Here is a 23,307-nt window from a genome sequence, read left to right as displayed (position 1 = left end):
CTTGCCCGCGATGAGGCCCGATCATTCACCACAAAAACAGCAGCCATAAAAAAGCCCCGAACCAGTCGGGGCTTTTCATTTACCGCAAAGGCTTAGCGCGGGAACGCAGGCGGGTTAACCCCGGCCATGTCTTCCATCACACGAACCACCTGGCAGCTGTAACCGAACTCGTTGTCGTACCAAACGTAGAGTACAACGCGGTTGTCCTGGGTGATGGTCGCCTCGGCGTCCACCACACCGGCGTGGCGCGAGCCCACGAAGTCAGTGGACACCACTTCCTGCGAGTTAACGAAGTCGATCTGCTTATGCAGGTCGGAGTGCAGCGCCATGTAGCGCAGGTACTCGTTCATTTCTTCGCGAGTGGCGGCTTTCTCAAGGTTCAGGTTGAGAATGGCCATCGACACGTTTGGCGTAGGAACGCGGATCGCGTTACCGGTCAGCTTGCCGGCCAGCTCAGGCAGGGCCTTGGCAGCAGCAGTGGCAGCACCGGTCTCGGTGATGACCATGTTCAACGCGGCGCTACGGCCACGGCGATCGCCCTTGTGGAAGTTGTCGATCAGGTTCTGGTCGTTGGTGTACGAGTGAACGGTTTCAACGTGACCGTTAACAATGCCGAACTTGTCATTCACAGCCTTCAGCACCGGCACGATGGCGTTGGTGGTGCAGGACGCGGCCGACACGATCTTGTCGTCAGCGGTGATTTCGCCGTGGTTGATGCCGTGAACGATGTTCTTCAGCTTGCCTTTGCCAGGCGCAGTCAGCACAACGCGGTCGATACCTGGGCAGGCCAGGTGCTGGCCCAGGCCTTCGGCATCACGCCATACGCCGGTGTTGTCCACCAGCAGGGCGTCCTTGATGCCGTACTGGGTGTAATCCACCTCAGTCGGGTTCTTCGCGTAGATCACCTGGATCAGGTTACCGTTGGCGGTGATGGTGTTGTTTTCTTCGTCGATGACGATGGTGCCGTTGAACGGGCCGTGTACCGAGTCGCGGCGCAGCAGGCTGGCGCGTTTGGTCAGGTCGTTTTCGGCGCCTTTGCGCACCACGATGGCACGCAGGCGCAGGCCGTCGCCGCCACCGGTTTTTTCGATCAGGATGCGCGCCAGCAGGCGGCCGATACGACCGAAGCCGTAGAGCACAACGTCGGTGCCTTTGCGGGCAGCGGCGTTTTGCTGGCCAACCACATCGGCCATCTCTTCACGCACGAACTGCTCGGCGCTGCGGCCGGCACCTTCTTTGCGGAATTTGTAAGCCAGCTTGCCCAGGTCTACCGAGGCCGCGCCGAGCTTGAGCTCGCTCATGGCTTTAAGCAGAGGGAATGTTTCGTGGACGGAGAGTTCGCTGTCGTCGGCGGAGCGATGGCGAGCAAAGCGGTGGGCTTTGAGAATCGCGATGACTGATTGGTTGATCAGGCTGCGGCCATAGATCGAGCTCACCACATTGTTATTGCGGTACAGCTGACCGATAAGCGGAATCATCGCTTCAGCGAGTGCTTCACGGTCGATCCATTCACCAAGACACTGGTCGGGCTTCTGAGTCACGGGAACCTTCCACATGTAGGGGCAGAAAAAAGGGGCTACATTATGTCGTCCGACCGCACGTTGAGCAATGCGCCAACCCCAACAAAAAGCACTTGCAAAAAAATACCACCCCGCTACAGGCCAGGAAACACGCGGGTTCCAGAAGGCCACTAGTTGAGCGACGACGCCGACTTGTCCGTAACCCTCCGAAACATCCGCACAAAATGGCACTACATATTGAGTCAAAACACGCCATTGTTTGTCTTAGCCACTACATTTCCTACAAACCGTAATAGGCTCAGTCAGCAACTGACAGGCGGCACCTCGGGCCGTTACAATTACCGACTTTGTCGCAACGCTTGGAGCTCAACCTTCCGTGCCCGTTCTGCGTCTACCGCTTCTCCCTGCTGCGGCAGGTAAACAGCACTGGGGCAACCTGCCCGGTGCCGCCCTCAGCCTGGCGATTGCCGAGGCTGCCAGCGCAGCCAAGCGCTTTACCCTGCTGCTCACCGCCGACAGCCAAAGCGCCGAGCGGCTGGAGCAGGAGCTGAGCTTCTTCGCCCCCGATTTGCCGGTGCTGCATTTTCCCGACTGGGAAACCCTGCCCTACGACTTGTTCTCGCCGCACCAGGACATCATTTCCCAGCGCATCGCCAGCCTCTACCGCTTGCCGGAACTGGCTCATGGCGTGCTGGTGGTGCCGATCACCACGGCCTTGCATCGCCTGGCGCCGACCAAGTTCCTGCTGGGCAGCAGCCTGGTGCTGGATATCGGCCAGAAGCTCGATGTGGAACAGATGCGCACGCGCCTGGAAGCCAGTGGCTACCGCTGCGTCGACACGGTGTACGAACACGGCGAGTTCGCCGTGCGCGGGGCGTTGATCGACCTGTTCCCGATGGGCAGCAAGTTGCCGTACCGCATCGACCTGTTCGACGACGAAATCGAAACCCTGCGCACCTTCGACCCGGAGAACCAGCGCTCGATTGATAAAGTCGAGTCGATCAAGCTGCTGCCGGCGCGGGAATTCCCGCTGCAAAAAGACGCCGTCACACGCTTCAAGGCACGCTTTCGCGAACGCTTCGACGTCGACTTCCGCCGCTGCCCGATCTTTCAGGATTTGAGCAGCGGGATTACACCGGCGGGTATCGAGTACTACCTGCCGTTGTTCTTCGACGAAACCTCCACGCTGTTCGACTACCTGCCGCAAGACACCCAAGTGTTCTCGCTGCCAGGCATCGAGCAAGCGGCGGAAAACTTCTGGAACGACGTGCGCAACCGCTATGAAGAGCGCCGCGTCGATCCCTCCCGGCCGTTATTGCCGCCTGCCGAGCTGTTCCTGCCGGTGGAAGACTGCTTCGCCCGCCTGAAAAACTGGCCGCGCGTGGTCGCCAGCCAACAGGACGTGGACGCCGGCAGCGGCCGCGAGCGCTTCCCGGCGGGCACGCTGCCCGACCTGGCGATCCAGGCCAAAGCCACGCAGCCGCTGGAAGCGTTGTCCAACTTCCTCGGCGACTTCCCCGGCCGCGTGCTGTTTACCGCCGAATCCGCCGGCCGCCGCGAAGTACTGCTGGAGTTGCTGGAACGCCTGAAGCTGCGCCCGAAAACCGTCGACAGCTGGCCGGATTTCGTGAAGAGCAAAGAGCGCTTGGCGATCACCATCGCGCCGCTCGACGAAGGCTTGCTGCTGGATGACCCGGCCTTGGCGCTGATCGCCGAGAGCCCGCTGTTCGGCCAGCGCGTGATGCAGCGCCGTCGCCGTGAAAAACGTGCCGACGCCAATAACGACGCGGTGATCAAAAACCTCACCGAGCTGCGCGAAGGTGCGCCGGTGGTGCATATCGACCACGGTGTGGGCCGCTACCTCGGCCTGCAAACCCTGGAAATCGACAACCAGGCCGCCGAATTCCTCACCATGGAATACGCCGAGGGCGCCAAACTTTACGTGCCCGTGGCCAGCCTGCACCTGATCGCGCGCTACACCGGCAGCGACGACGCCCTGGCGCCGTTGCACCGCCTGGGCTCCGAGACCTGGCAGAAGGCCAAGCGCAAAGCCGCCGAACAGGTGCGCGATGTGGCCGCCGAATTGCTCGACATCTATGCCCGTCGCGCAGCCCGCGAGGGTTATGCCTTCGCCGACCCGAAAGCCGACTACGCCACCTTCAGCGCCGGTTTTGCCTTTGAGGAAACCCCGGACCAGCAAACTACCATCGAAGCCGTGCGCGCCGACATGCTCGCGCCCAAGCCGATGGACCGTCTGGTGTGCGGCGACGTGGGCTTCGGCAAAACCGAAGTGGCCATGCGCGCCGCCTTCATTGCCGTGCACGGTGGCAAGCAAGTGGCGATTCTGGTGCCCACCACCCTGCTCGCCCAGCAGCACTACAACAGCTTCCGCGACCGCTTCGCCGACTGGCCGGTGACTGTGGAGGTGATGAGCCGCTTCAAGTCCGCCAAGGAAGTGAATGCCGCCGTGGCCGACCTGGCCGAAGGCAAGATCGACATCGTGATCGGCACGCACAAGCTGCTGTCGGACGACGTGAAGATCAAGAACCTGGGCCTGGTGATCATCGACGAAGAACACCGCTTTGGCGTGCGCCAGAAAGAACAGCTCAAAGCGCTGCGCAGCGAGGTCGATATCCTCACGCTCACCGCCACGCCGATTCCGCGGACGTTGAACATGGCCGTGTCGGGCATGCGCGATCTGTCGATCATCGCCACGCCCCCAGCGCGGCGCTTGTCGGTGCGCACCTTCGTGATGGAGCAGAACAAAAGCACGGTCAAAGAGGCATTGCTGCGCGAACTGCTGCGCGGCGGCCAGGTGTATTACCTGCACAACGACGTGAAGACCATCGAGAAATGCGCCGCCGACCTCGCCGAGCTGGTGCCGGAAGCGCGTATCGCCATCGGCCACGGGCAGATGCGCGAGCGCGAACTCGAACAGGTGATGAGCGACTTCTACCACAAGCGCTTCAACGTGCTGATCGCCTCGACCATCATCGAGACCGGCATCGACGTGCCGAGCGCCAACACCATTATTATCGAGCGCGCCGACAAGTTCGGCCTGGCGCAACTGCACCAATTGCGCGGCCGGGTCGGGCGCAGTCACCACCAGGCCTATGCCTACTTGCTGACGCCACCGCGCCAGCAGATTACCGGCGATGCTGAAAAGCGCCTGGAAGCCATCGCCAACACCCAGGACCTCGGTGCCGGTTTTGTACTGGCCACCAACGACCTGGAAATCCGTGGCGCCGGCGAACTGCTCGGCGATGGCCAGAGCGGGCAGATCCAGGCGGTGGGTTTCACCCTGTATATGGAGATGCTCGAGCGCGCGGTCAAAGCCATCCGCAAAGGCGAACAACCGAACCTCGATCAACCCTTGGGCGGCGGCCCGGAAATCAACCTGCGCTTGCCGGCGTTGATTCCCGAAGACTACCTGCCGGATGTGCATGCGCGGCTGATCCTGTACAAGCGCATCGCCTCGGCCACCGACGAAGAAGGCCTCAAGGACCTGCAAGTCGAGATGATCGACCGCTTCGGCCTGTTGCCCGAACCGACCAAGAACCTGGTGCGCCTGACCCTGCTCAAATTGCAGGCCGAGCAGCTGGGCATCAAGAAGGTCGACGCCGGGCCGCAGGGCGGGCGCATCGAGTTCGAAGCGCAAACGCCGGTGGACCCACTGGTGCTGATCAAGCTGATTCAGGGCCAACCCAACCGCTACAAGTTCGAAGGGGCTACGCTGTTCAAATTCATGGTGCCGATGGAACGCGCCGAAGAACGCTTTAATACATTAGAGGCGCTGTTTGAGCGCCTCATCCCGAAATCAGCTTGAAGGACGCCCCAATGCGCCTGTTCCGCATTTTGAGCTTGTTGTTGGTGGTCGTTGCCCCTTCGGCGTTTGCCGACAGCCCGTACTTGATCGAAATGATCCTGGTGCGTCAGAACGCCGAGCCGGTGATCAACAGCCGCGCGGCGCCGGAAAACTGGGACGCCGGCGCTTTACGCCTGCCAACCGACAAAATGAGCCCGCCGCGCTTGGGCAACATCGTCGACAAACTCAAGGCCGACAACAGCTACACCGTGCTGCTGCACCGGGCCTGGGACCAGAACCTGGGCGACCAGCCAGTGAAGCTGGCCATCAGCGACGGCCAGGAGCAATTTGGCCAATTCCCCATCGAAGGCACGCTGAACCTGCAACTGGGGCGCTTTACCGATATCGACGCGGACTTCTACATCAACCAGTTCGACGCCAACGGCAGCGTCGTTGCCAGCGAACACCTGAGCCAGCAGGATGTGCGCACCAAGAACAACCAGCTCAACTACCTGGACGGCGGCCACCTGGCGCTGCTGATCAAGATCACTTCGCTGACCGCCAAACCTCCCAGCGCACCACCGCCCGACATTCAGGACTGATCCAGCGCCATGCCCCTGACGTCGTCGTTGACCAAACCCCTGGCCCCTTCGTGGGCCAATCGCTTCAAAGAGCAAAGCCTTGAGCGCGGGCGGCGCTATGCCCTGGAAAACCGTGTGCGCATCGTCGAGTCCGGCGACAGCACCATTGTTGCCAGCTGCGAAGGCTCGGGCGGCAACGTTTACCGCCAGACCATCTCGCTACGCGAATCGGCCAAGGGCACGCTGATCCTGGTGGACAGCCGCTGTACCTGCCCGGTGCACACCAACTGCAAACACATCGCGGCAGTGCTGCTCAAGGTCCAGGAAACCCTGGCCTACCCGGCAGCCGCGCAGGATGCCGAGCTGCTGGAGAAGCTCCAGGCCGTGCTGGATAACCGCGTGGTGTTGCCACAAGTGGTGATGGAGGATGTGCGGCCAGTGCCGCGCCTGTGGCTGGCGAGTGTCGAGTTCAGCGCGTTTGAACCGCGCAATGGCAAGATGCAGCGCTATATCCAGCACCGCGCCGCACTGTCGTTTAATTACCTGGGCAACTATGTCAGCGGGCAAAAGAACGCCGACATCATCGTGCGCCAGGAAACCCAGAGCCTGCGCATCAAGCGTCACCCGGAGCTGGAGCAGCCGTACCGCGAGCAACTGCGCCTGCTCGGCTTCAAGATCGCCACGCGCCAGAGCAAGGCGCTGCCGGAGAGTGCCGGTGAATTGTTCGAGATGGTCAATGACAGCGCCTGGCTGAACTTCACGCTCAACGCCTCGCCGACCTTGCGCGCCGAGGGTTGGGAGCTGCAGATCGATGAGGATTTCGGCTTTGACCTGAGCGCCGTCGATGACTGGTACGCCACCGTCGATGAAGGGCCGGAACGCGATTGGTTTGACCTGGAACTGGGGATCATCGTCAACGGTGAGCGGCTGAGCCTGTTGCCGATCCTGCTTAACCTGATGCGTTCCCACACCGAAATCCTCAACCCGGAAAAACTCGCCCGGCGCCGCGATGAAGAGCTGATCCTGGTGAACATCCCCGGCCTGCCCAACGGCCACGGCCCGCTGCAAGTGGCGCTGCCTTATGGGCGATTGAAACCGGTGCTGGCCACCCTTGGCGAGTTTTACCTGCAGGAATCCGGCACCACCACGTTGCGCCTGGCCAAGGCCGACGCGATTCGCCTCAACCCGCTGGAAGACCTGCCGCTGCAATGGGAAGGCGGCGAGAAGATCCGCAACTTCGCCCAGCGCCTGCGTGACATCAAGGACTTCAGCTGTGTGGCGCCCGAGGGCTTGAACGCGACCTTGCGCCCGTACCAACTGGAAGGCTTGAGCTGGATGCAGTCGCTGCGCCAACTCGACGTCGGCGGGATTCTTGCGGATGACATGGGCCTGGGCAAAACCCTGCAGACCCTGGCGCATATTCTCAGCGAAAAAATCGCCGGGCGCCTGGATCGGCCGTGCATGGTGGTGATGCCCACCAGCCTGATTCCCAATTGGCTCGACGAAGCGGCGCACTTCACCCCGCAGCTCAAGGTGCTGGCGCTGTATGGTGCGACACGCAAAAAGCACTTCGCCCATTTGCAGGACTACGACCTGCTGCTGACGACGTATGCGCTACTGCCCAAAGACATCGAGCAACTCGCCGCCCTGCCCTTGCATGTGCTGATCCTCGATGAAGCCCAGTACATCAAAAACCCCAACAGCAAGGCAGCCCAGGCCGCGCGCGAGCTGAATGCGCGCCAGCGCCTGTGCCTGAGTGGCACACCGTTGGAAAACCACCTGGGCGAGTTGTGGTCGCTGTTCCACTTCCTGCTGCCGGGCTGGTTGGGCGACGTGAAAAGCTTCAACCGCGATTACCGCGTGCCCATCGAAAAGCGCGCCAGTGATGTGCGCTTGCAGCACCTCAACGGTCGGATCAAACCCTTCCTGCTGCGCCGCACCAAAGAGCAGGTGGCGACGGAGCTACCGCCCAAGACCGAGATCATCCATTGGGTCGACCTCAACGAGGCCCAGCGTGATGTGTACGAAACCATGCGCCTGGCCATGGACAAAAAAGTTCGCGACGAAATCACCCGCAAAGGCGTGGCGCGCAGCCAGATCATTATTCTTGAAGCGCTGCTCAAGCTGCGCCAGGTGTGCTGCGACCTGCGCCTGGTCAACGACGCCACCCTGCCCGCGCGCGGCAGCAGCTCGGGCAAACTCGACAGCCTGATGGAAATGCTCGAAGAGCTGTTTGCCGAAGGGCGGCGGATTTTGCTGTTCTCGCAGTTCACCTCGATGCTGAGCCTGATTGAAGCCGAACTGCAGAAGCGCGGGGTCGCCTACGCGCTGCTGACCGGCCAGACCCGCGACCGGCGCACGCCGGTGAAGGACTTCCAGAGCGGCAAGCTGCAGATTTTTCTGATCAGCCTGAAGGCTGGCGGCGTGGGCCTGAACCTGACCGAAGCCGACACGGTGATTCACTATGACCCGTGGTGGAACCCGGCCACGGAAAACCAGGCCACTGACCGCGCGTATCGCATCGGGCAGGAGAAGCCGGTGTTCGTCTACAAGATGATTGCGCGGGGCACAGTGGAGGAGAAAATCCAGCACCTGCAAAAGGAAAAATCCGACCTGGCGGCGGGCGTGCTGGATGGGCGTACGACCGGGGATTGGCAGTTGGGCAATGAGGATATCGAGGCGTTGTTTGCGCCGTTGCCGAATAAGCAAGAGAAGCGCTGACCTTCAGATCGCTATCGCGGGCAAGCCCGCTCCCACCTTTGAATGTGTTCACACATCAAAATGTGGGAGCTGGCTTGCCTGCGATGGGCGCTACCCGGTTATCAGTCGATCAACTGAGCATCCCGCAAGGCGGTAAGTGCCGTCAGCCAGCGCGGATCCTGCTTGTAGTCCGTAGACGCAATCGCCTGCCCATGCATCCGCGCAATCCGCGCCGACGGTGTGACCTTCATGCGCTGCGCTGCTGTAAGAGCCAGCTCAGCAGCCGCACGATCGTTACACACCAGCCCCATATCGCAACCGGCCGTCAGCGCCGCTTCAATCCGGCTGGCCGCATCACCGACCACATGCGCCCCGGCCATGGACAGGTCATCACTGAAAATCACCCCATCGAACTGCAACTCGCCACGCAAAATCTCCTGCAGCCAGCGGCGCGAAAAGCCGGCCGGCTGGGTGTCCACCTGCGGGTAAATGACGTGTGCAGGCATTACCGCCGCCAACTGCTTGCTCAGGCGTGCGAAAGGCACCAGGTCATTGGCGTGAATCTGTTCCAGGCTGCGTTCATCATTGGGAATCGCCACGTGGGAATCCGCCTCGGCCCAACCGTGGCCTGGGAAGTGTTTACCCGTAGCGGCCATGCCGGCGCTGTTCATGCCGCGAATGAAGGCGCCGGCGAGCACAGCGGCGCGCTCGGGGTCGCCTTCGAACGAGCGGGTGCCGACCACCGCGCTGCGCTGGTAATCCAGGTCCAGCACCGGGGCGAAGCTCAGGTCCAGGCCGACCGCCAGCACTTCAGTGGCCATGATCCAGCCGCACTGTTCGGCAAGGTATTCGGCGTTCGGCTTATCCGCCAACAAGCGCATGGCCGGCAGGCGCACAAAGCCCTGGCGCAAACGCTGCACACGCCCGCCTTCCTGGTCGACGGCCAACAGCAAGTCCGGGCGCACGGCGCGGATCGCGGCGCTCAATTCACGCACTTGGCGTGGATGCTCGATATTGCGCGCAAAAATGATCAGGCCGCCCACTTCAGGCTGGCGCAACAGGTGGCGATCCTCGGCCGTCAGCCAAGTACCGGCCACATCGACCATTAACGAACCTTGCAGGGCAGCAGTCATAAACCTTCCTTAAATAACGCACACAACCCGTTGCCCTCACCTGGCGCAATAAGCGCAGTGAGCACAACGGGTTGCGAGTAAATAGCTGAAATCGGCATGGCGGCTAGCTTAGCGGATGCAAGCGGCCGCGCACACCCAGGGCGGTCACGCCTTGGCGACGGCCGGCGTGGATTTGCTGCGTGGGCGCAATTGCGCGGCCGCCATGGCCGGGTCGGTCACGCCGGTTTCGGCACGCATGCCGGCGGCGAGGAACGGCACCATCAGGCGCATGACCTGTTCGATCGAGGTGTTGACACCGAAATCGGTCTCGGCAATCGCACGCAATGCCTTGATGCCGGACATGCTGAATGCCGCAGCGCCGAGCATGAAGTGCACGCGCCAGAACAGTTCGATCGGTGGAATACGCGGGGCAGCTTCGTTGACCAGCAACATGTAGCGACGGAAAACCTTGCCGTACATGTCTTCCAGGTAACGTCGCAGGTGGCCCTGGCTCTGGCTGAAGGCCAAGCCCAGCAAACGCATGAAAATCGACAGGTCGTTGCCGCTGCGTGGTTGAACCACCAGGGCTTGCTCAACCAGGATTTCCAGCAGGTCTTCCAGGCTTGGCTTGTTTTCCGGCTTGGTCTGGCGACGCTCCAGCTCACGGTCGAGGCTGGCGCAGAACGGCCCCAGGAAGCGCGAGAACACCGCCTGGATCAGGGCTTTTTTCGAGCCGAAATGGTAGTTCACGGCAGCGAGGTTGACCCCAGCCTTGCTGGTGATCAGCCGCAATGAAGTTTCAGCAAATCCTTTTTCCGCGAACAATTGCTCGGCAGCATCGAGAATGCGTTCAACGGTTTCCGACTGGGCCATGGCTACTCCGCCTGACAAACACTTGTTTGAAACATACGTTTCAGGGTGTGTCTTGTCAAGCCTGCGAGTCCGTTTTCCGGCCGGGCAGTCATCTATTTCATCGCTATTTAATCACATCCTTACGGGTCTGTAGGCAGCGCTGTCTCTGCCTCGTGGGACGGGTGACGAATGACCGTCCAGCGGAGTGCCGGAAAAGGATGATTGCCAAGCGCAGTTCACTGTATATAATCCCAGTCACTGTATAAAAAGACAGAGCGATCAACATGCTAAAACTGACGCCACGCCAAGCTGAGATTCTGGCTTTTATCAAGCGCTGCCTCGATGACAACGGCTACCCGCCGACGCGAGCGGAAATTGCGCTGGAACTGGGGTTCAAATCCCCCAACGCCGCTGAAGAACACCTCAAGGCCCTCGCTCGCAAAGGCGCGATCGAAATGACCCCCGGTGCCTCACGCGGTATTCGCATCCCTGGTTTCGAAGCCAAGGCCGACGAATCGACCCTGCCGATCATCGGCCGCGTCGCCGCCGGTGCGCCGATCCTGGCGCAGCAGCACGTCGAAGAGTCCTGCAACATCAACCCGACCTTCTTCCATCCCCGTGCCGACTACCTGTTGCGCGTACACGGCATGAGCATGAAGGACGTGGGCATCTTTGATGGCGACCTGCTGGCCGTCCATACCACTCGTGAAGCCCGTAATGGCCAGATCGTCGTCGCCCGTATCGGCGATGAAGTCACCGTAAAACGCTTCAAGCGTGAAGGCAGCAAGGTTTGGCTGATGGCCGAAAACCCTGAGTTCGCCCCGATTGAAGTGAACCTGAAAGATCAGGACCTGGTGATCGAAGGCTTGAGCGTCGGCGTCATTCGCCGCTAAAGGAGGCACCATGCAGCTCGTGCACACCCCACAACACACACAACTGTCGCTGTTCGAGGCCTTTATGGCCCAACCCCTCGCGCCCATCCTCAAGGAAACGGTCGAGGCCCCTTGGGGCTCCGAACCTGAGGCGTTCAGTGAACTGTCGTTGCGCGGTGCAGCGGGGAGCTGCCTGAGCCTGCTGGCGCCGATCCTGCGCGAATTGAGCGAAGAACAGGATGCGCGCTGGCTGACGCTGATCGCCCCGCCCGCCAGCCTGACCCAGGCCTGGTTGCGGGATGCCGGCCTCAACCGCGAGCGTATTCTGCTGCTGCAACCACGCGGCACCCAAAGCGCTCAGCAGTTGACCTGCGAAGCGCTGCGCCTGGGGCGTAGCCATACGGTGGTGAGCTGGTTGAATCCGTTGAATGCTACGGCCAAGCAACAGTTGATCAGCGCGGCACGTACGGGCGATGCGCAGAGTTTGAATATTCGTTTGGGGTAATGAAATGTAGCAGGCTGTTGTGGCGAGCGGGCTTGCCCCGCGTTGGGCTGCGAAGCAGCCCCAAAACCAGGCACCGTGGAGTACCTGATACACCGCATTAAATCTATTTAGGGCCGCTTCGCAGCCCAACGCGGGGCAAGCCCGCTCACCACAGTAAGCACGCTCACTACGAAAAAGCGCGCTTAGCGAAATAAATCAGTGAAGAACCCGCGGCCCCTCGTCCTTCTCCGGCTCGCCTTCTGCCAGGCGACCCGCCATCTGCACACCGACGCTCAACATGGCTTTTGCCACTTCCACGTGCTGGCCTTGCAGGAACGCTTTTGCGTCTTCGGAAAAATCCAGGATAACCAGAGAACCCTCGTCCTCAGCCCGGCGTAGCTCGATTCGGCCGTCAGGCAATTCAACAATTTCCAGAAAGGACGTTGGCATAAAAGTCTGTTCTCCACGAAAGGCCGGGATTATATCAGTCATCCACCCAACCTCGTTGAGGATCTGCACGGGTTTCTTTACGGCTTGATGAATGGTGCTGTCGGGAATGCAGCTATCAGTGTGGGAGCTGGCTTGCCTGCGATGGCGGTGTATCAGTCAATCACCAGCAAGCTGACCCACCGCTATCGCAGGCAAGCCAGCTCCCACATTTGTTCAGCGACACCGCCTCAACACTCGTTCAAGCCTTCCCGAAACCGCAACGCCATCTTCTTCAGCTCCTGGCGCCAGCTCTCCAGCTCTTCGCGGCTCAAGGGCTTGGGCTCATCCTCTTCCAGTGCAACAGCGACGATCAGCGGCTGTGTCACATCACCCTTGGGCACATGCGGCACGCGTGGCGGCTGGAACATATCGGCATGCGCCTTGAGCAAGCGGGCGACCCAGCTGTCGGGGCTCTGGGCCATTTCCACCAGCTCAGCCAACTCGGGAATCGCCATGCTGTCGAGCACTTCGCGGTTCATGATCATTTCCGCACGCGGCGAGCCAGCCTGGGGTAAACGGTAGAACCCGGCGATTTCATGGCACAGCCCCAACAGGGCGCCATAGAGATGGAACAATGCAGCCTCACGCCCCGCCTGCACCAGCGCGATGGCATTCATCTCTTTCCCTTCCTCGGCGCGGCCAAGGGCTTCCAGGGACAAACCCGCGAAGTAAATTTTCTGGTTGGTACGGGTATAGAGTTCGTTGGCCATAACGGCAGTCTCCACAACGAAATAAGCGTGATGCTGGCTGAACAGTGTCACGGATCAGCCAAGTTTCCTGCAAGCGCAAAAAAAGGCCGCCTGAACAGGCGGCCTTTGTATTTCGCAGCGTAGTCGATCAAGCGCCCTGGCGCTTGTCCTCGACCTTCCACTTGCCGCCGTCGTAGAAGGCTTTCCAGCCCGTAGGCTTGCCGTCCACTTCGGTCTGCACGTACTGCTCCTTGGTTTTGCGGCTGTAGCGGATCACGGCCGGGCGACCGTCAGGGTCCTTCTTCGGCGCTTCACACAGGAAGTGGTACTTCGGATCGATCTCGTCCTTGTGCGGCACGATTTCCAGCACCAACGGCGCACGGGTCTCGCGGTTTTTCGGGAACTGGCTGGCTGCCAGGAACAACCCCGAAGCGCCGTCACGCAGGATGTAGGTGTCGTTGACCTTCTCGCACTTGAGCTCAGGCATCTTCACCGGGTCCATCTTCGGCGGCGCCGCGTCACCGCTTTTCAGCAGTTTGCGGGTGTTCTTGCACGTCGGATTGGTGCAACCGAAGAACTTGCCGAAGCGGCCGGTCTTGAGCTGCATCTCGCTGCCGCACTTGTCGCACTCCAGGCTCGGGCCTTCATAGCCCTTGATGCGGTAGCTGCCCTCTTCGATCTCGTAGCCGTCGCAATCCGGGTTGTTACCGCAGATGTGCAACTTGTGCTTCTCGTCGAGCAGGTAAGCGTCCATCGCCGTGCTGCAGATCGGGCAACGGTGCTTGCCACGCAGTACCAGCGACTCGGATTCACCCTCGTCGTCAGCAGCGATTTCGTCGCCCGGCACCAGGTTGACGGTGGCCTTGCAGCGCTCTTTCGGCGGCAGGCTGTAGCCCGAGCAACCCAGGAACACGCCGGTGGATGCAGTACGGATCTGCATCGGGCGGCCGCAGGTCAGGCACGGGATGTCAGTCATCACCGGCTGGTTGGCACGCATGCCGCTCTCAGGGCTTTCGGCCACCTCGAGTTTCTTTTTGAAGTCGCCGTAGAACTCATCCAGCACGTTTTTCCAGTCGCGCTCGCCCTGGGCTACGTCATCGAGGTTCTCTTCCATGCCGGCGGTGAAGCCGTAGTCCATCAGGTTGGAGAAGCTCTCGGACAGACGCTCGGTGACGATGTCGCCCATCTTTTCCGAGTAGAAACGACGGTTGTGCAGCGCAACGTAGCCGCGGTCCTGGATGGTGGAAATGATCGCCGCGTAGGTCGAAGGACGACCGATACCGCGTTTTTCCATCTCTTTGACCAGGCTCGCTTCCGAATAACGCGCCGGAGGCTTGGTGAAGTGCTGGGACGGGTCGAGCTTGATCAGTTTCAGCGTGTCGCCCTGGGCCATGTCCGGCAGCACATCGTCATCGCCAGGCTTGGCGATTTGCGGCATCACGCGGGTGTAGCCGTCGAACTTGAGGATACGGCCCTTGGCACGCAGCTCGAAGTCGCCAGCGCCCACACTGACGGTGGTAGACAGGTATTGCGCCGGCAGCATCTGGCAGGCCAGGAATTGGCGCCAGATCAGCTCGTAGAGGCGCTCAGCGTCGCGTTCCATGCCGCTCAGCTTGCTTGGCTCGGTGTTGGCGTCGGAAGGACGAATCGCTTCGTGAGCCTCCTGCGCGCCTTCTTTGCTGCTGTAGACGTTCGGCTTCTCCGGCAGGTACTTCTTGCCGAATTCGCTTTCAATATAAGTCCGCGCCATCGCCACCGCGTCTTGCGACAGGTTGGTGGAGTCGGTACGCATATAAGTGATGTAGCCGGCTTCGTACAGACGCTGGGCCATCATCATGGTTTTCTTCACCCCGAAGCCCAGGCGGTTACTCGCGGCCTGCTGCAGGGTGGAGGTGATGAACGGTGCCGACGGCTTGCTGCTGGTCGGTTTGTCTTCGCGCTTGACGATGCTGTAGCTGGAAGCCTTGAGCTTTTCCAGCGCGGCCATGGCCTGGGCTTCGTTCAGCGGCTTGAAGGCCTCGCCTTTTTCGCGGGCCACTTCAAAGCGCACGTTGGCGCCTTTGGCAGTACCGAGGTCAGCGTGGACTTCCCAGTACTCTTCGGGGTTGAACGCACGAATCTCGCGCTCACGCTCGACCACCAGTTTTACCGCAACCGATTGCACACGGCCGGCGGACAGGCCACGGGCGATCTTCGCCCACAGCAGTGGCGAAACCATGTAACCCACGACGCGGTCGAGGAAACGACGGGCCTGCTGGGCGTTTACACGGTCGATGTCCAGTTCGCCCGGCTTGGAGAAGGCTTCCTGGATGGCTTTCTTGGTGATTTCGTTGAACACCACGCGCTTGTAGCGGCTGTCATCGCCGCCGATGGCTTCCCGCAGGTGCCAGGCAATGGCTTCCCCTTCGCGGTCCAAGTCCGTCGCGAGATAGATGGTGTCAGCATCTTTGGCGAGCCGACGCAGCTCTTCAATGACCTTTTCCTTGCCGGGAAGGATTTCGTACTTGGCCTTCCAGCCATGTTCCGGGTCCACACCCATACGCGAGACCAGCTGCTTGCGCGCTTTCTCTTTAGGGGTGAGCACCGGACCTTCGCCCGCAGCCGCCTTGCCGCGCTTGGCGGCAGGCTCCTTGCTGGCGCTAGCCGAACCGCTGGTGGGCAGGTCTCGGATATGGCCGATACTCGACTTCACCACGTACTCGTTACCCAAGTACTTGTTGATGGTCTTGGCCTTAGCCGGGGATTCCACAATGACCAGCGATTTGCCCATGGATCGGAAAATTCCTGAATTCGAGAAGTGAAAGGCAGTTGGCGCCTGTCGCGGCAACGCTATATATAGTGGCAACAAGGTGAGGTCAAGCGCAGCATTCTGCGCGGCCCGCCGTTATTGCCCTGAAAAAAGACTGGGTTCGACCTGGATCAAAGCAAAGCGCGGGACCTGCTCGCCGTCAACTTCGACGGTCTCCAGGAACATGCTCAAAGGGCGCACCCAAAAGCCGTAATCGCCATACAGTGCTTGGTAAAACACCACTTCTTCTTCCGTTTCAGAGTGCCGTGCCACGTTAAAAACGCGGTACTGCGGCCCCTTATAATGTTGGTAGAGCCCTGGTTCGACTTTCATGCTCTGGCCCTCTTACAAAATTTGTTAAAAAAAAATATTAAAAATTCCAAAAAACAAAAACCGGGGCACTGGGCCCCGGCTTCCGTCAACTCAACGCTTAGACGCGTTCGAAGACGGTGGAAATGCCTTGGCCGAGGCCAATGCACATGGTTGCAACCCCAAGGTTGCCGCCATTTTGCTTCATCACGTTAAGCAAAGTGCCGGAGATACGTGCACCGGAGCAACCAAATGGGTGGCCCAGGGCAATCGCACCGCCGTGCAGGTTAACCTTCTCGTTCATCTTGTCGAGTACTTTCAAATCTTTCAGCACTGGCAGGGCCTGTGCGGCGAAAGCTTCGTTGAGCTCGAAGAAGTCGATATCGGAGATGGTCAGGCCCGCGCGCTTCAAGGCTTTTTGTGTGGCCGGTACTGGACCATAGCCCATGATTGCCGGGTCCACACCCGCCACGGCCATCGAACGGATCACGGCCAGTGGCTGGATGCCCAGGTCCTGGGCACGCTGCGCCGACATCACGATCATGCACGAGGCACCGTCGGTGATTTGCGACGAAGTACCGGCTGTCACGGTGCCGCCCTTTGGATTGAAAGCAGGCTTGAGGGCCGCCAGGCTTTCCAGGGTGGTGTCCGGACGAATGGTTTCGTCGTAGTCGAACAGTTTCAGGAAACCGTTCTCGTCGTAGCCATTCATCGGGATGATCTCATCCTTGAACTTGCCTTCCACGGTCGCCTTGTGGGCCAACTGGTGGGAGCGCAGGCCGAACGCGTCCTGGGCTTCGCGGGTAATGCCGTGCATTTTGCCGAGCATTTCTGCGGTCAGGCCCATCATGCCCGAGGCTTTTGCCGCGTACAGCGACATGTGCGGGTTAGGATCTACGCCGTGCATCATGCTGACGTGGCCCATGTGCTCCACGCCGCCGACTACGAACACATCACCGTTACCGGTCATGATCGCTTGCGCAGCGGTGTGCAGCGCGCTCATCGACGAGCCACACAAGCGGCTGACGGTCTGGCCGGCGGCCGTGTGCGGGATCTGGGTCATCAACGACGCCATGCGCGCGATGTTCCAGCCCTGCTCCAGGGTCTGGTTGACGCAGCCCCAGATCACGTCTTCGACTTCGTTCGGGTCGACCTTGACGTTGCGCTCCAGCAGCTTGCTGATCAGGTGCGCGGACATGTCTTCGGCACGGGTGTTGCGGTGCATGCCGCCCTTGGAGCGGCCCATTGGTGTGCGACCGAAGTCGACAATCACCACGTCTCTTGGATTCAAGCTCATAAATATTCTCGCTCAAGTGTCAGGGGCGCTTAACCGAAGAAGCTCTGGCCATTCTTGGCCATCTCACGCAGCTTCGCGGTCGGGTGGTACAGCGGGCCCAGATCAGCGTATTTGTCAGCCAGGGCAACGAACTCGGCCACACCGATCGAGTCGATGTAACGCAGCGCACCACCACGGAATGGAGGGAAACCAATACCGTACACCAGGCCCATATCGGCTTCGGCGGCGGTTTCAACGATGCCGTCTTCCAGGCAACGTACGGTTTCCAGGCACAGGGCGATCATCATCCAGTTGATGATGTCCTCGTCGGACACCTCACGCTGTTCATAGATGACCGGCGCGAGTACTTCGTGAACCGACGGGTCGGCCACTTTCTTCTGCTTGCCCTTCTTGTCGGCCTCGTAGGCGTAAAAGCCTTTGCCATTCTTCTGGCCCAGGCGCTTGGCCTCGTACAGCGCGTCGATCGCCGAACGGCGGTCGTCTTTCATGCGGTCCGGGAAGCCTTCAGCCATCACGTCGCGACCGTGGTGGCCGGTGTCGATGCCGACCACATCCATCAGGTACGCCGGGCCCATTGGCCAGCCGAATTTTTCCATGACTTTGTCGATACGCACAAAATCCACACCGGCGCTGACCAACTTGGCGAAACCGCCGAAGTACGGGAACAGCACGCGGTTGACCAGGAAGCCCGGGCAGTCGTTAACGACGATCGGGTTCTTGCCCATTTTCTTGGCGTAGGCAACGGTAGTGGCAACGGCCAGCTCGCTGGACTTCTCGCCACGGATGACTTCCACCAGCGGCATCATGTGCACCGGGTTGAAGAAGTGCATGCCGACGAAGTTTTCCGGACGCTTGAGGGCTTTGGCCAGCAAGCTGATGGAAATGGTCGAGGTGTTCGAGGCCAGGATGGTGTCTTCTTTAACCTGTGCTTCCACTTCAGCCAGTACGGCTTGCTTGACCTTCGGGTTCTCGACAACCGCTTCGACCACCAGGTCGACGTGGCCGAAATCGCCGTAGGACAGCGTAGGACGAATGCCGTTAAGCACTTCAGCCATTTTAGCAGCGGTCATGCGGCCTTTATCAACGCGACTCACCAGCAGCTTGGCGGCTTCCGCCAAGCCTTGCTCGATGCCGTGCTCGTTGATGTCCTTCATCAGGATAGGCGTGCCTTTGGACGCCGACTGATAGGCGATACCGCCGCCCATGATACCGGCACCGAGTACGGCAGCCTGTTTCACGTCTTTGGCGATTTCGTCGTAGGCCTTGGCCTTTTTCTTCAGTTCCTGATCGTTCAGGAACAGACCGATCAGGCTCTGTGCTGCCGAGGTTTTCGCCAGTTTGACGAAGCCTGCAGCTTCCACTTCCAGGGCTTTGTCGCGACCGAAGTTCGCGGCCTTCTGGATAGTCTTGATCGCTTCAACCGGCGCCGGGTAGTTCGGGCCGGCTTGGCCAGCCACGAAACCTTTGGCTGTTTCGAACGACATCATTTGTTCGATGGCGTTGAGCTTGAGTTTTTCCAGCTTCGGCTGACGCTTGGCCTTGTAGTCAAATTCGCCGCTGATGGCGCCCTTGATCAGGTTCAGTGCGGCTTCGGCGAGTTTGTCCGGGGCAACCACAGCATCGACGGCGCCGACTTTCAGCGCGTCTTCGGCTTTGTTTTCCTTGCCGGCGGCAATCCACTCGATGGCGTTGTCGGCCCCGATGATGCGCGGCAGGCGCACGGTGCCGCCGAAGCCTGGGTAGATGCCCAGTTTGACTTCAGGCAAGCCGATTTTGGCGGTGGCAGACATCACACGGAAGTCTGCGGCCAGGCACATTTCCAGGCCGCCGCCCAACGCGATGCCATTGATCGCGGCAACGGTCGGCACGTTGAGGTCTTCGAAATCGCTGAAGATCTTGTTGGCTTCGAGGTTGCCAGCCACCAGCTCGGCATCGGGCAGCTTGAAGTTGTCGACGAATTCGGTGATGTCAGCGCCGACGATAAACACGTCCTTGCCGCTGGAGACGATCACGCCCTTGACCGATGCATCTGCTTTGATGGTGTCTACGGCCTGACGCAGTTCGTTCAGGGTTAGACGGTTGAACTTGTTGACGGACTCACCCTTGAGGTCGAATTTCAATTCGACGATGCCACTTTCAAGAGCCTTAACCGTGATGGCTTTACCTTCGTAAATCATCAACTGATCTCCACGATATGGAAGCTGAACAGTACACACTGGACGCTGGCCTCTGGTTGGACATTGATGATTTGCTCAATGTTCACGCCAATCCGCCAGGCACACCCGCCAATGCGCTAGTCGGGGTTCTGTATGAGCGGTCTGACAGACAAACGCTCAATTCATACGCCCGTTTGATTTGGGTACGCCACCTTCATCCAATTCCGGGCAATTGTCAATCGCTCGAAAGGCTAGGGAAAACGCGACTTTCCAGTCATTTCAGAACCCCCACCCATTGCCCGTGATTCGTCAATATTCAACTATTCACGAAATCAATAATGGAAATTTTGTGGGAAAAGACTGTACAGAACGGGATATGCCGCTAGGCTAGCGACAAGCTAGATGCGCCTGGATGAACATCCGACGCGTGAATCACAGAATTACCGGCCTGCCTGGCCAACTCCAGCCCGATGATGATATCGGGCTTTTTATTGCCTGGCTTTTACCACCCGGCGTCAGGCCAGGGCTTTGAGTAATTTATCGATGGCTTGCAAGACGCTCGCCTCGCCCTTCTCGCCCCAGTACAGGGCGATCATTTGCTTGTCGGCCTCGACCTTGTAGACGTTGTCCGGCAGCGTCGCAAAATGCGGCAACAACTTTTCATCGACGCACACTTCACGCCACTGATTGAGCCAAACCCCCGGTTCCGACTGCCAGTAACACCAGAGGGCCGGCGCACTCCCGCGTCGCGGCCGACAATACTGCGCGCACGGGCTTGGCGGCTCCTGCTTGAGCCAGTGCGGCCACTCCTGCGGCGCCAGTTGCATGGCCAGGCCGATGCGGCGCGCCTCCATCCGCAGGGCCATGCGCCCGCTCTGATGGCGCGACGGGCGCAGCCAGGCCAGAGGGCTCAGAACCACCAGAAGGATTGACACCACTATCCAGACCGTCATATGTGTACTCCCGATTTTCTAGATGAGCGGGTTTGAGCTGACGCAACCCCATCCGCTTGAAACCAGCCATACTGAACCTATTGCAGTCCCCTGGAGGAACGCGCCATGCCCAACGAACATTCCTACAAACATATCCTGGTCGCTGTCGATCTGACCGAAGAGTGCGACCCAGTGATCAAGCGCGCGCAGGCTTCAGCAATCGCCAACGGCGCCAAGCTGTCACTCGTGCATATCGTCGAGCCTATGGCGATGGCCTTTGGTGGCGACGTGCCCATGGACCTTTCCCAGTTGCAGCAACAACAATTTGACCAGGCCAAAGAGCGCCTGGATCGCTTGATCCTCAAGTACCCGCATCTGCAAAAAGACGACTGCCACCTCACGTACGGCCAACCGCGCCAGGAAATCCACCATCTTGCCAAGGAAAAGGCTTGCGACCTGATCGTGGTTGGCAGCCATGGCCGACACGGCCTCGCGCTGCTGCTGGGTTCTACCGCCAATGATGTGCTGCACGGCGCACCGTGTGATGTGCTGGCGGTGAAGCTGGTCAAAGACACCAACAAGTAAGACTGACGAATATCAACTGTGCGAGCTGGCTTATGTGGGAGCTGGCTTGCCTGCGATAGCATCACCGCAGGCCAACAGACACACCGCGGTGCCCGCATCGCGGGCAAGCCCGGCTCCCACATGGGCCATCCCACATTTTGAATCGCATTTCATATAAAAAACCCGGTATTCATCAAATGAACACCGGGTTTTTTAATGCGCTTGAATCACTCAGGCATCCAGCTCAGCCCAACGCTCAACCAACACTTCCAGCTCCTGGTTCAACGTTTCCAGGGAAGCGATGACCTTGGCGGTTTCCGCCGCCGGACGCAGGTAGAAACCCGCGTCAGCCATTTCTGCTTCTACTGCCGCGATCTGCTGTTCCTTGGCGTCGATATCACCCGGCAAGGCTTCCAGTTCACGCTGCAGTTTGTAGCTGAGCTTCTTCTTCGCAGACGGCGCAGCGTCCTGGACCGGTGCCGCCGCAGCGGCAACCGGCGCCACCACTGCCGAGGTCAGGTCGGCCTTGCCGGACTTGCTCTCGGTCACGCCCAGCAGGCGCGGCGAGCCGCCCTGGCGCAGCCAGTCCTGATAACCACCGACGTATTCACGCACTTTGCCTTCGCCTTCGAAGACCAGGGTGCTGGTGACCACGTTGTCGAGGAATGCCCGGTCGTGGCTGACCATCAGCACGGTGCCGTTGAAGGTCAGCAAGACCTCTTCCAGCAGCTCGAGGGTTTCCACGTCGAGGTCGTTGGTCGGTTCGTCGAGTACCAGCAGGTTGGCTGGTTTGCTGAACAGCTTGGCCAGCAGCAGGCGCGCACGCTCACCACCAGACAAGGCTTTGACCGGCGTCCGCGCACGCTGCGGGCTGAACAGGAAGTCGCCCAGGTAGCTCAGCACGTGGCGGCTCTGGCCGTCGATGTCGATAAAGTCGCGACCTTCGGCGACGTTGTCGATCACGGTTTTTTCCAGGTCCAACTGGTGGCGCAACTGGTCGAAGTACGCCACGTCGATGCGCGTGCCCTCTTCCACAGTGCCGCTGGTCGGTTGCAGGCCATTGAGCATCAGCTTGAGCAAGGTGGTCTTGCCGGTGCCGTTGGCGCCCAGCAGGCCGATACGGTCGCCGCGCTGCAGGACCATCGAGAAGTCCTTGATCAGGAACGGGCCATCCGGGTGATGGAAGCTGACGTTCTTCAGCACCATCACCTGCTTGCCCGACTTATCGGCGGTATCCAACTGGATATTGGCCTTGCCGGTGCGCTCGCGACGTTCGCTGCGCTCAACCCGCAGGGCTTTCAGCGCGCGTACACGACCTTCGTTACGGGTGCGACGGGCCTTGATGCCCTGACGGATCCAGACTTCTTCCTGGGCCAGCTTTTTGTCGAACAGCGCGTTGGCGGTTTCTTCAGCGGCCAGCGTGGCCTCTTTGTGCACCAGGAAGCTGGCGTAGTCGCCGTTCCAGTCGATCAGGCCGCCACGGTCCAGTTCAAGGATGCGCGTGGCCAGGTTCTGCAGGAAGGAACGGTCGTGCGTGATGAACAGCACGGCGCCCTGGAAATCCTTGAGGGCTTCTTCAAGCCAGGCGATTGCGCCGATGTCCAGGTGGTTGGTTGGTTCGTCGAGCAGCAGCAGGTCCGGCTCGGACACCAGCGCCTGGGCCAGCAGCACGCGGCGACGCCAGCCGCCGGACAACTCGGCGAGGGTCTTGTCGGCCGGCAGTTGCAGGCGGCTCAGGGTGCTGTCGACCAGTTGCTGCAAGCGCCAGCCATCACGGGCTTCGAGGTCTTGCTGGACGTGCATCAGCTTGTCCAGGTCTTCCTCGGTGACGCAGTTCTGCGCCAGGTGATGGTATTGCGCGAGCAACTCACCAACGCCGTCGAGGCCTTCGGCGACCACGTCGAACACTGTCCGTCCGTCGGCCACCGGCAATTCTTGCGGCAATTCGCCGATCTTCAGGCCCGGGGCGCGCCAAACAGAGCCGTCATCGGGCTTCTGGTCGCCCTTGACCAGCTTCATCATGCTGGACTTGCCGGTGCCGTTGCGGCCGATGATGCACACCCGCTCACCACGGGCGATCTGCCAGGACACCTTGTCCAACAACGGCATAGCGCCGAAAGCAAGGGACACATCGCTGAATTTGAGCAGGGTCATACG

Annotated in this window: 17 protein-coding genes; 6 read left to right on the top strand and 11 right to left on the bottom strand. The window is 60.3% G+C overall.

What is annotated here, in order from left to right:
• Positions 1-92 precede the first annotated feature (92 nt).
• Positions 93-1,556: a glyceraldehyde-3-phosphate dehydrogenase gene (locus L8I05_RS11060; RefSeq protein WP_159954913.1), complete on the bottom strand. Its 1,464-nt coding sequence runs from the start codon at positions 1,554-1,556 to the stop codon at positions 93-95.
• 340 nt (positions 1,557-1,896) lie between these two features.
• On the opposite strand from L8I05_RS11060, the gene mfd reads away from it, so the two are divergent.
• From mfd to L8I05_RS11045, 3 genes are read left to right on the top strand one after another with little or no spacing between them, the layout of a single operon-like run.
• The gene (mfd, locus tag L8I05_RS11055) at positions 1,897-5,346 is read left to right on the top strand and encodes a transcription-repair coupling factor (protein WP_177016077.1); all 3,450 of its coding nucleotides are present in this window, start codon (positions 1,897-1,899) and stop codon (positions 5,344-5,346) included.
• 11 nt (positions 5,347-5,357) lie between these two features.
• Positions 5,358-5,927 carry a CsiV family protein gene (locus L8I05_RS11050; protein ID WP_159954911.1) on the top strand — a complete coding sequence of 190 codons (570 nt, stop codon included), beginning with the start codon at positions 5,358-5,360 and terminating at the stop codon, positions 5,925-5,927.
• Between the two features lie 9 nt (positions 5,928-5,936).
• Positions 5,937-8,627, top strand: a complete 2,691-nt coding sequence (locus L8I05_RS11045) for a DEAD/DEAH box helicase (RefSeq protein WP_242168911.1) — start codon at positions 5,937-5,939, stop codon at positions 8,625-8,627.
• Positions 8,628-8,728: 101 nt separating this feature from the next.
• Here the strand turns inward: L8I05_RS11045 and nagZ are convergent, their stop codons facing one another.
• Both nagZ and psrA read right to left on the bottom strand, forming a co-directional pair.
• Complete coding sequence (gene nagZ, locus L8I05_RS11040; RefSeq protein WP_242168909.1) at positions 8,729-9,739, bottom strand: beta-N-acetylhexosaminidase; 1,011 nt, start codon at positions 9,737-9,739, stop codon at positions 8,729-8,731.
• Positions 9,740-9,883: 144 nt separating this feature from the next.
• Entirely contained in the window at positions 9,884-10,591 is a 708-nt protein-coding gene (gene psrA / locus L8I05_RS11035) for a transcriptional regulator PsrA (RefSeq protein WP_058419618.1), read from the bottom strand.
• Positions 10,592-10,854: 263 nt separating this feature from the next.
• On the opposite strand from psrA, the gene lexA reads away from it, so the two are divergent.
• Together lexA and sulA are read left to right on the top strand one after the other, a co-directional pair.
• A complete protein-coding gene (gene lexA / locus L8I05_RS11030; protein WP_017137423.1) occupies positions 10,855-11,463 on the top strand; it encodes a transcriptional repressor LexA in 609 nt (202 codons plus the stop codon).
• Between the two features lie 10 nt (positions 11,464-11,473).
• Positions 11,474-11,947, top strand: coding sequence for an SOS-induced cell division inhibitor SulA (gene sulA, locus L8I05_RS11025; RefSeq protein WP_064451387.1), 474 nt, complete (start codon positions 11,474-11,476; stop codon positions 11,945-11,947).
• Positions 11,948-12,142: 195 nt separating this feature from the next.
• Here the strand turns inward: sulA and L8I05_RS11020 are convergent, their stop codons facing one another.
• The 7 genes from L8I05_RS11020 to L8I05_RS10990 all read right to left on the bottom strand — a co-directional run bounded on the left by L8I05_RS11020 (position 12,143) and on the right by L8I05_RS10990 (position 20,607).
• Complete coding sequence (locus L8I05_RS11020) at positions 12,143-12,376, bottom strand: hypothetical protein (RefSeq protein ID WP_159954907.1); 234 nt, start codon at positions 12,374-12,376, stop codon at positions 12,143-12,145.
• Between the two features lie 227 nt (positions 12,377-12,603).
• Entirely contained in the window at positions 12,604-13,125 is a 522-nt protein-coding gene (locus L8I05_RS11015) for a DUF6586 family protein (protein ID WP_159954906.1), read from the bottom strand.
• A gap of 127 nt (positions 13,126-13,252) precedes the next feature.
• Entirely contained in the window at positions 13,253-15,874 is a 2,622-nt protein-coding gene (gene topA, locus L8I05_RS11010; protein WP_053255039.1) for a type I DNA topoisomerase, read from the bottom strand.
• Positions 15,875-15,988: 114 nt separating this feature from the next.
• Complete coding sequence (locus L8I05_RS11005) at positions 15,989-16,225, bottom strand: DUF1653 domain-containing protein (RefSeq protein WP_197623783.1); 237 nt, start codon at positions 16,223-16,225, stop codon at positions 15,989-15,991.
• A 97-nt stretch (positions 16,226-16,322) separates the two neighbouring features.
• A complete protein-coding gene (fadA, locus tag L8I05_RS11000; protein WP_024074080.1) occupies positions 16,323-17,498 on the bottom strand; it encodes an acetyl-CoA C-acyltransferase FadA in 1,176 nt (391 codons plus the stop codon).
• Between the two features lie 29 nt (positions 17,499-17,527).
• Positions 17,528-19,675: a fatty acid oxidation complex subunit alpha FadB gene (fadB, locus tag L8I05_RS10995; RefSeq protein ID WP_242168906.1), complete on the bottom strand. Its 2,148-nt coding sequence runs from the start codon at positions 19,673-19,675 to the stop codon at positions 17,528-17,530.
• 494 nt (positions 19,676-20,169) lie between these two features.
• Positions 20,170-20,607: a hypothetical protein gene (locus L8I05_RS10990; protein ID WP_159954904.1), complete on the bottom strand. Its 438-nt coding sequence runs from the start codon at positions 20,605-20,607 to the stop codon at positions 20,170-20,172.
• A gap of 105 nt (positions 20,608-20,712) precedes the next feature.
• Here L8I05_RS10990 and L8I05_RS10985 point away from each other — a divergent pair, with 105 nt between their 5' ends.
• Complete coding sequence (locus L8I05_RS10985; protein ID WP_159954903.1) at positions 20,713-21,171, top strand: universal stress protein; 459 nt, start codon at positions 20,713-20,715, stop codon at positions 21,169-21,171.
• Between the two features lie 210 nt (positions 21,172-21,381).
• Here the strand turns inward: L8I05_RS10985 and L8I05_RS10980 are convergent, their stop codons facing one another.
• Positions 21,382-23,304, bottom strand: coding sequence for an ATP-binding cassette domain-containing protein (locus L8I05_RS10980; protein ID WP_242168904.1), 1,923 nt, complete (start codon positions 23,302-23,304; stop codon positions 21,382-21,384).
• Between the last annotated feature and the right edge of the window lie 3 nt (positions 23,305-23,307).

It is taken from the genome of Pseudomonas sp. MONT-RG-20F-20-E-7-02, assembly GCF_022662395.1.
Classification (GTDB): domain Bacteria; phylum Pseudomonadota; class Gammaproteobacteria; order Pseudomonadales; family Pseudomonadaceae; genus Aquipseudomonas.
The sequence above is the reverse complement of the archived record's forward strand: the minus strand, read 5'-3'. Positions and strand labels throughout refer to the sequence as shown.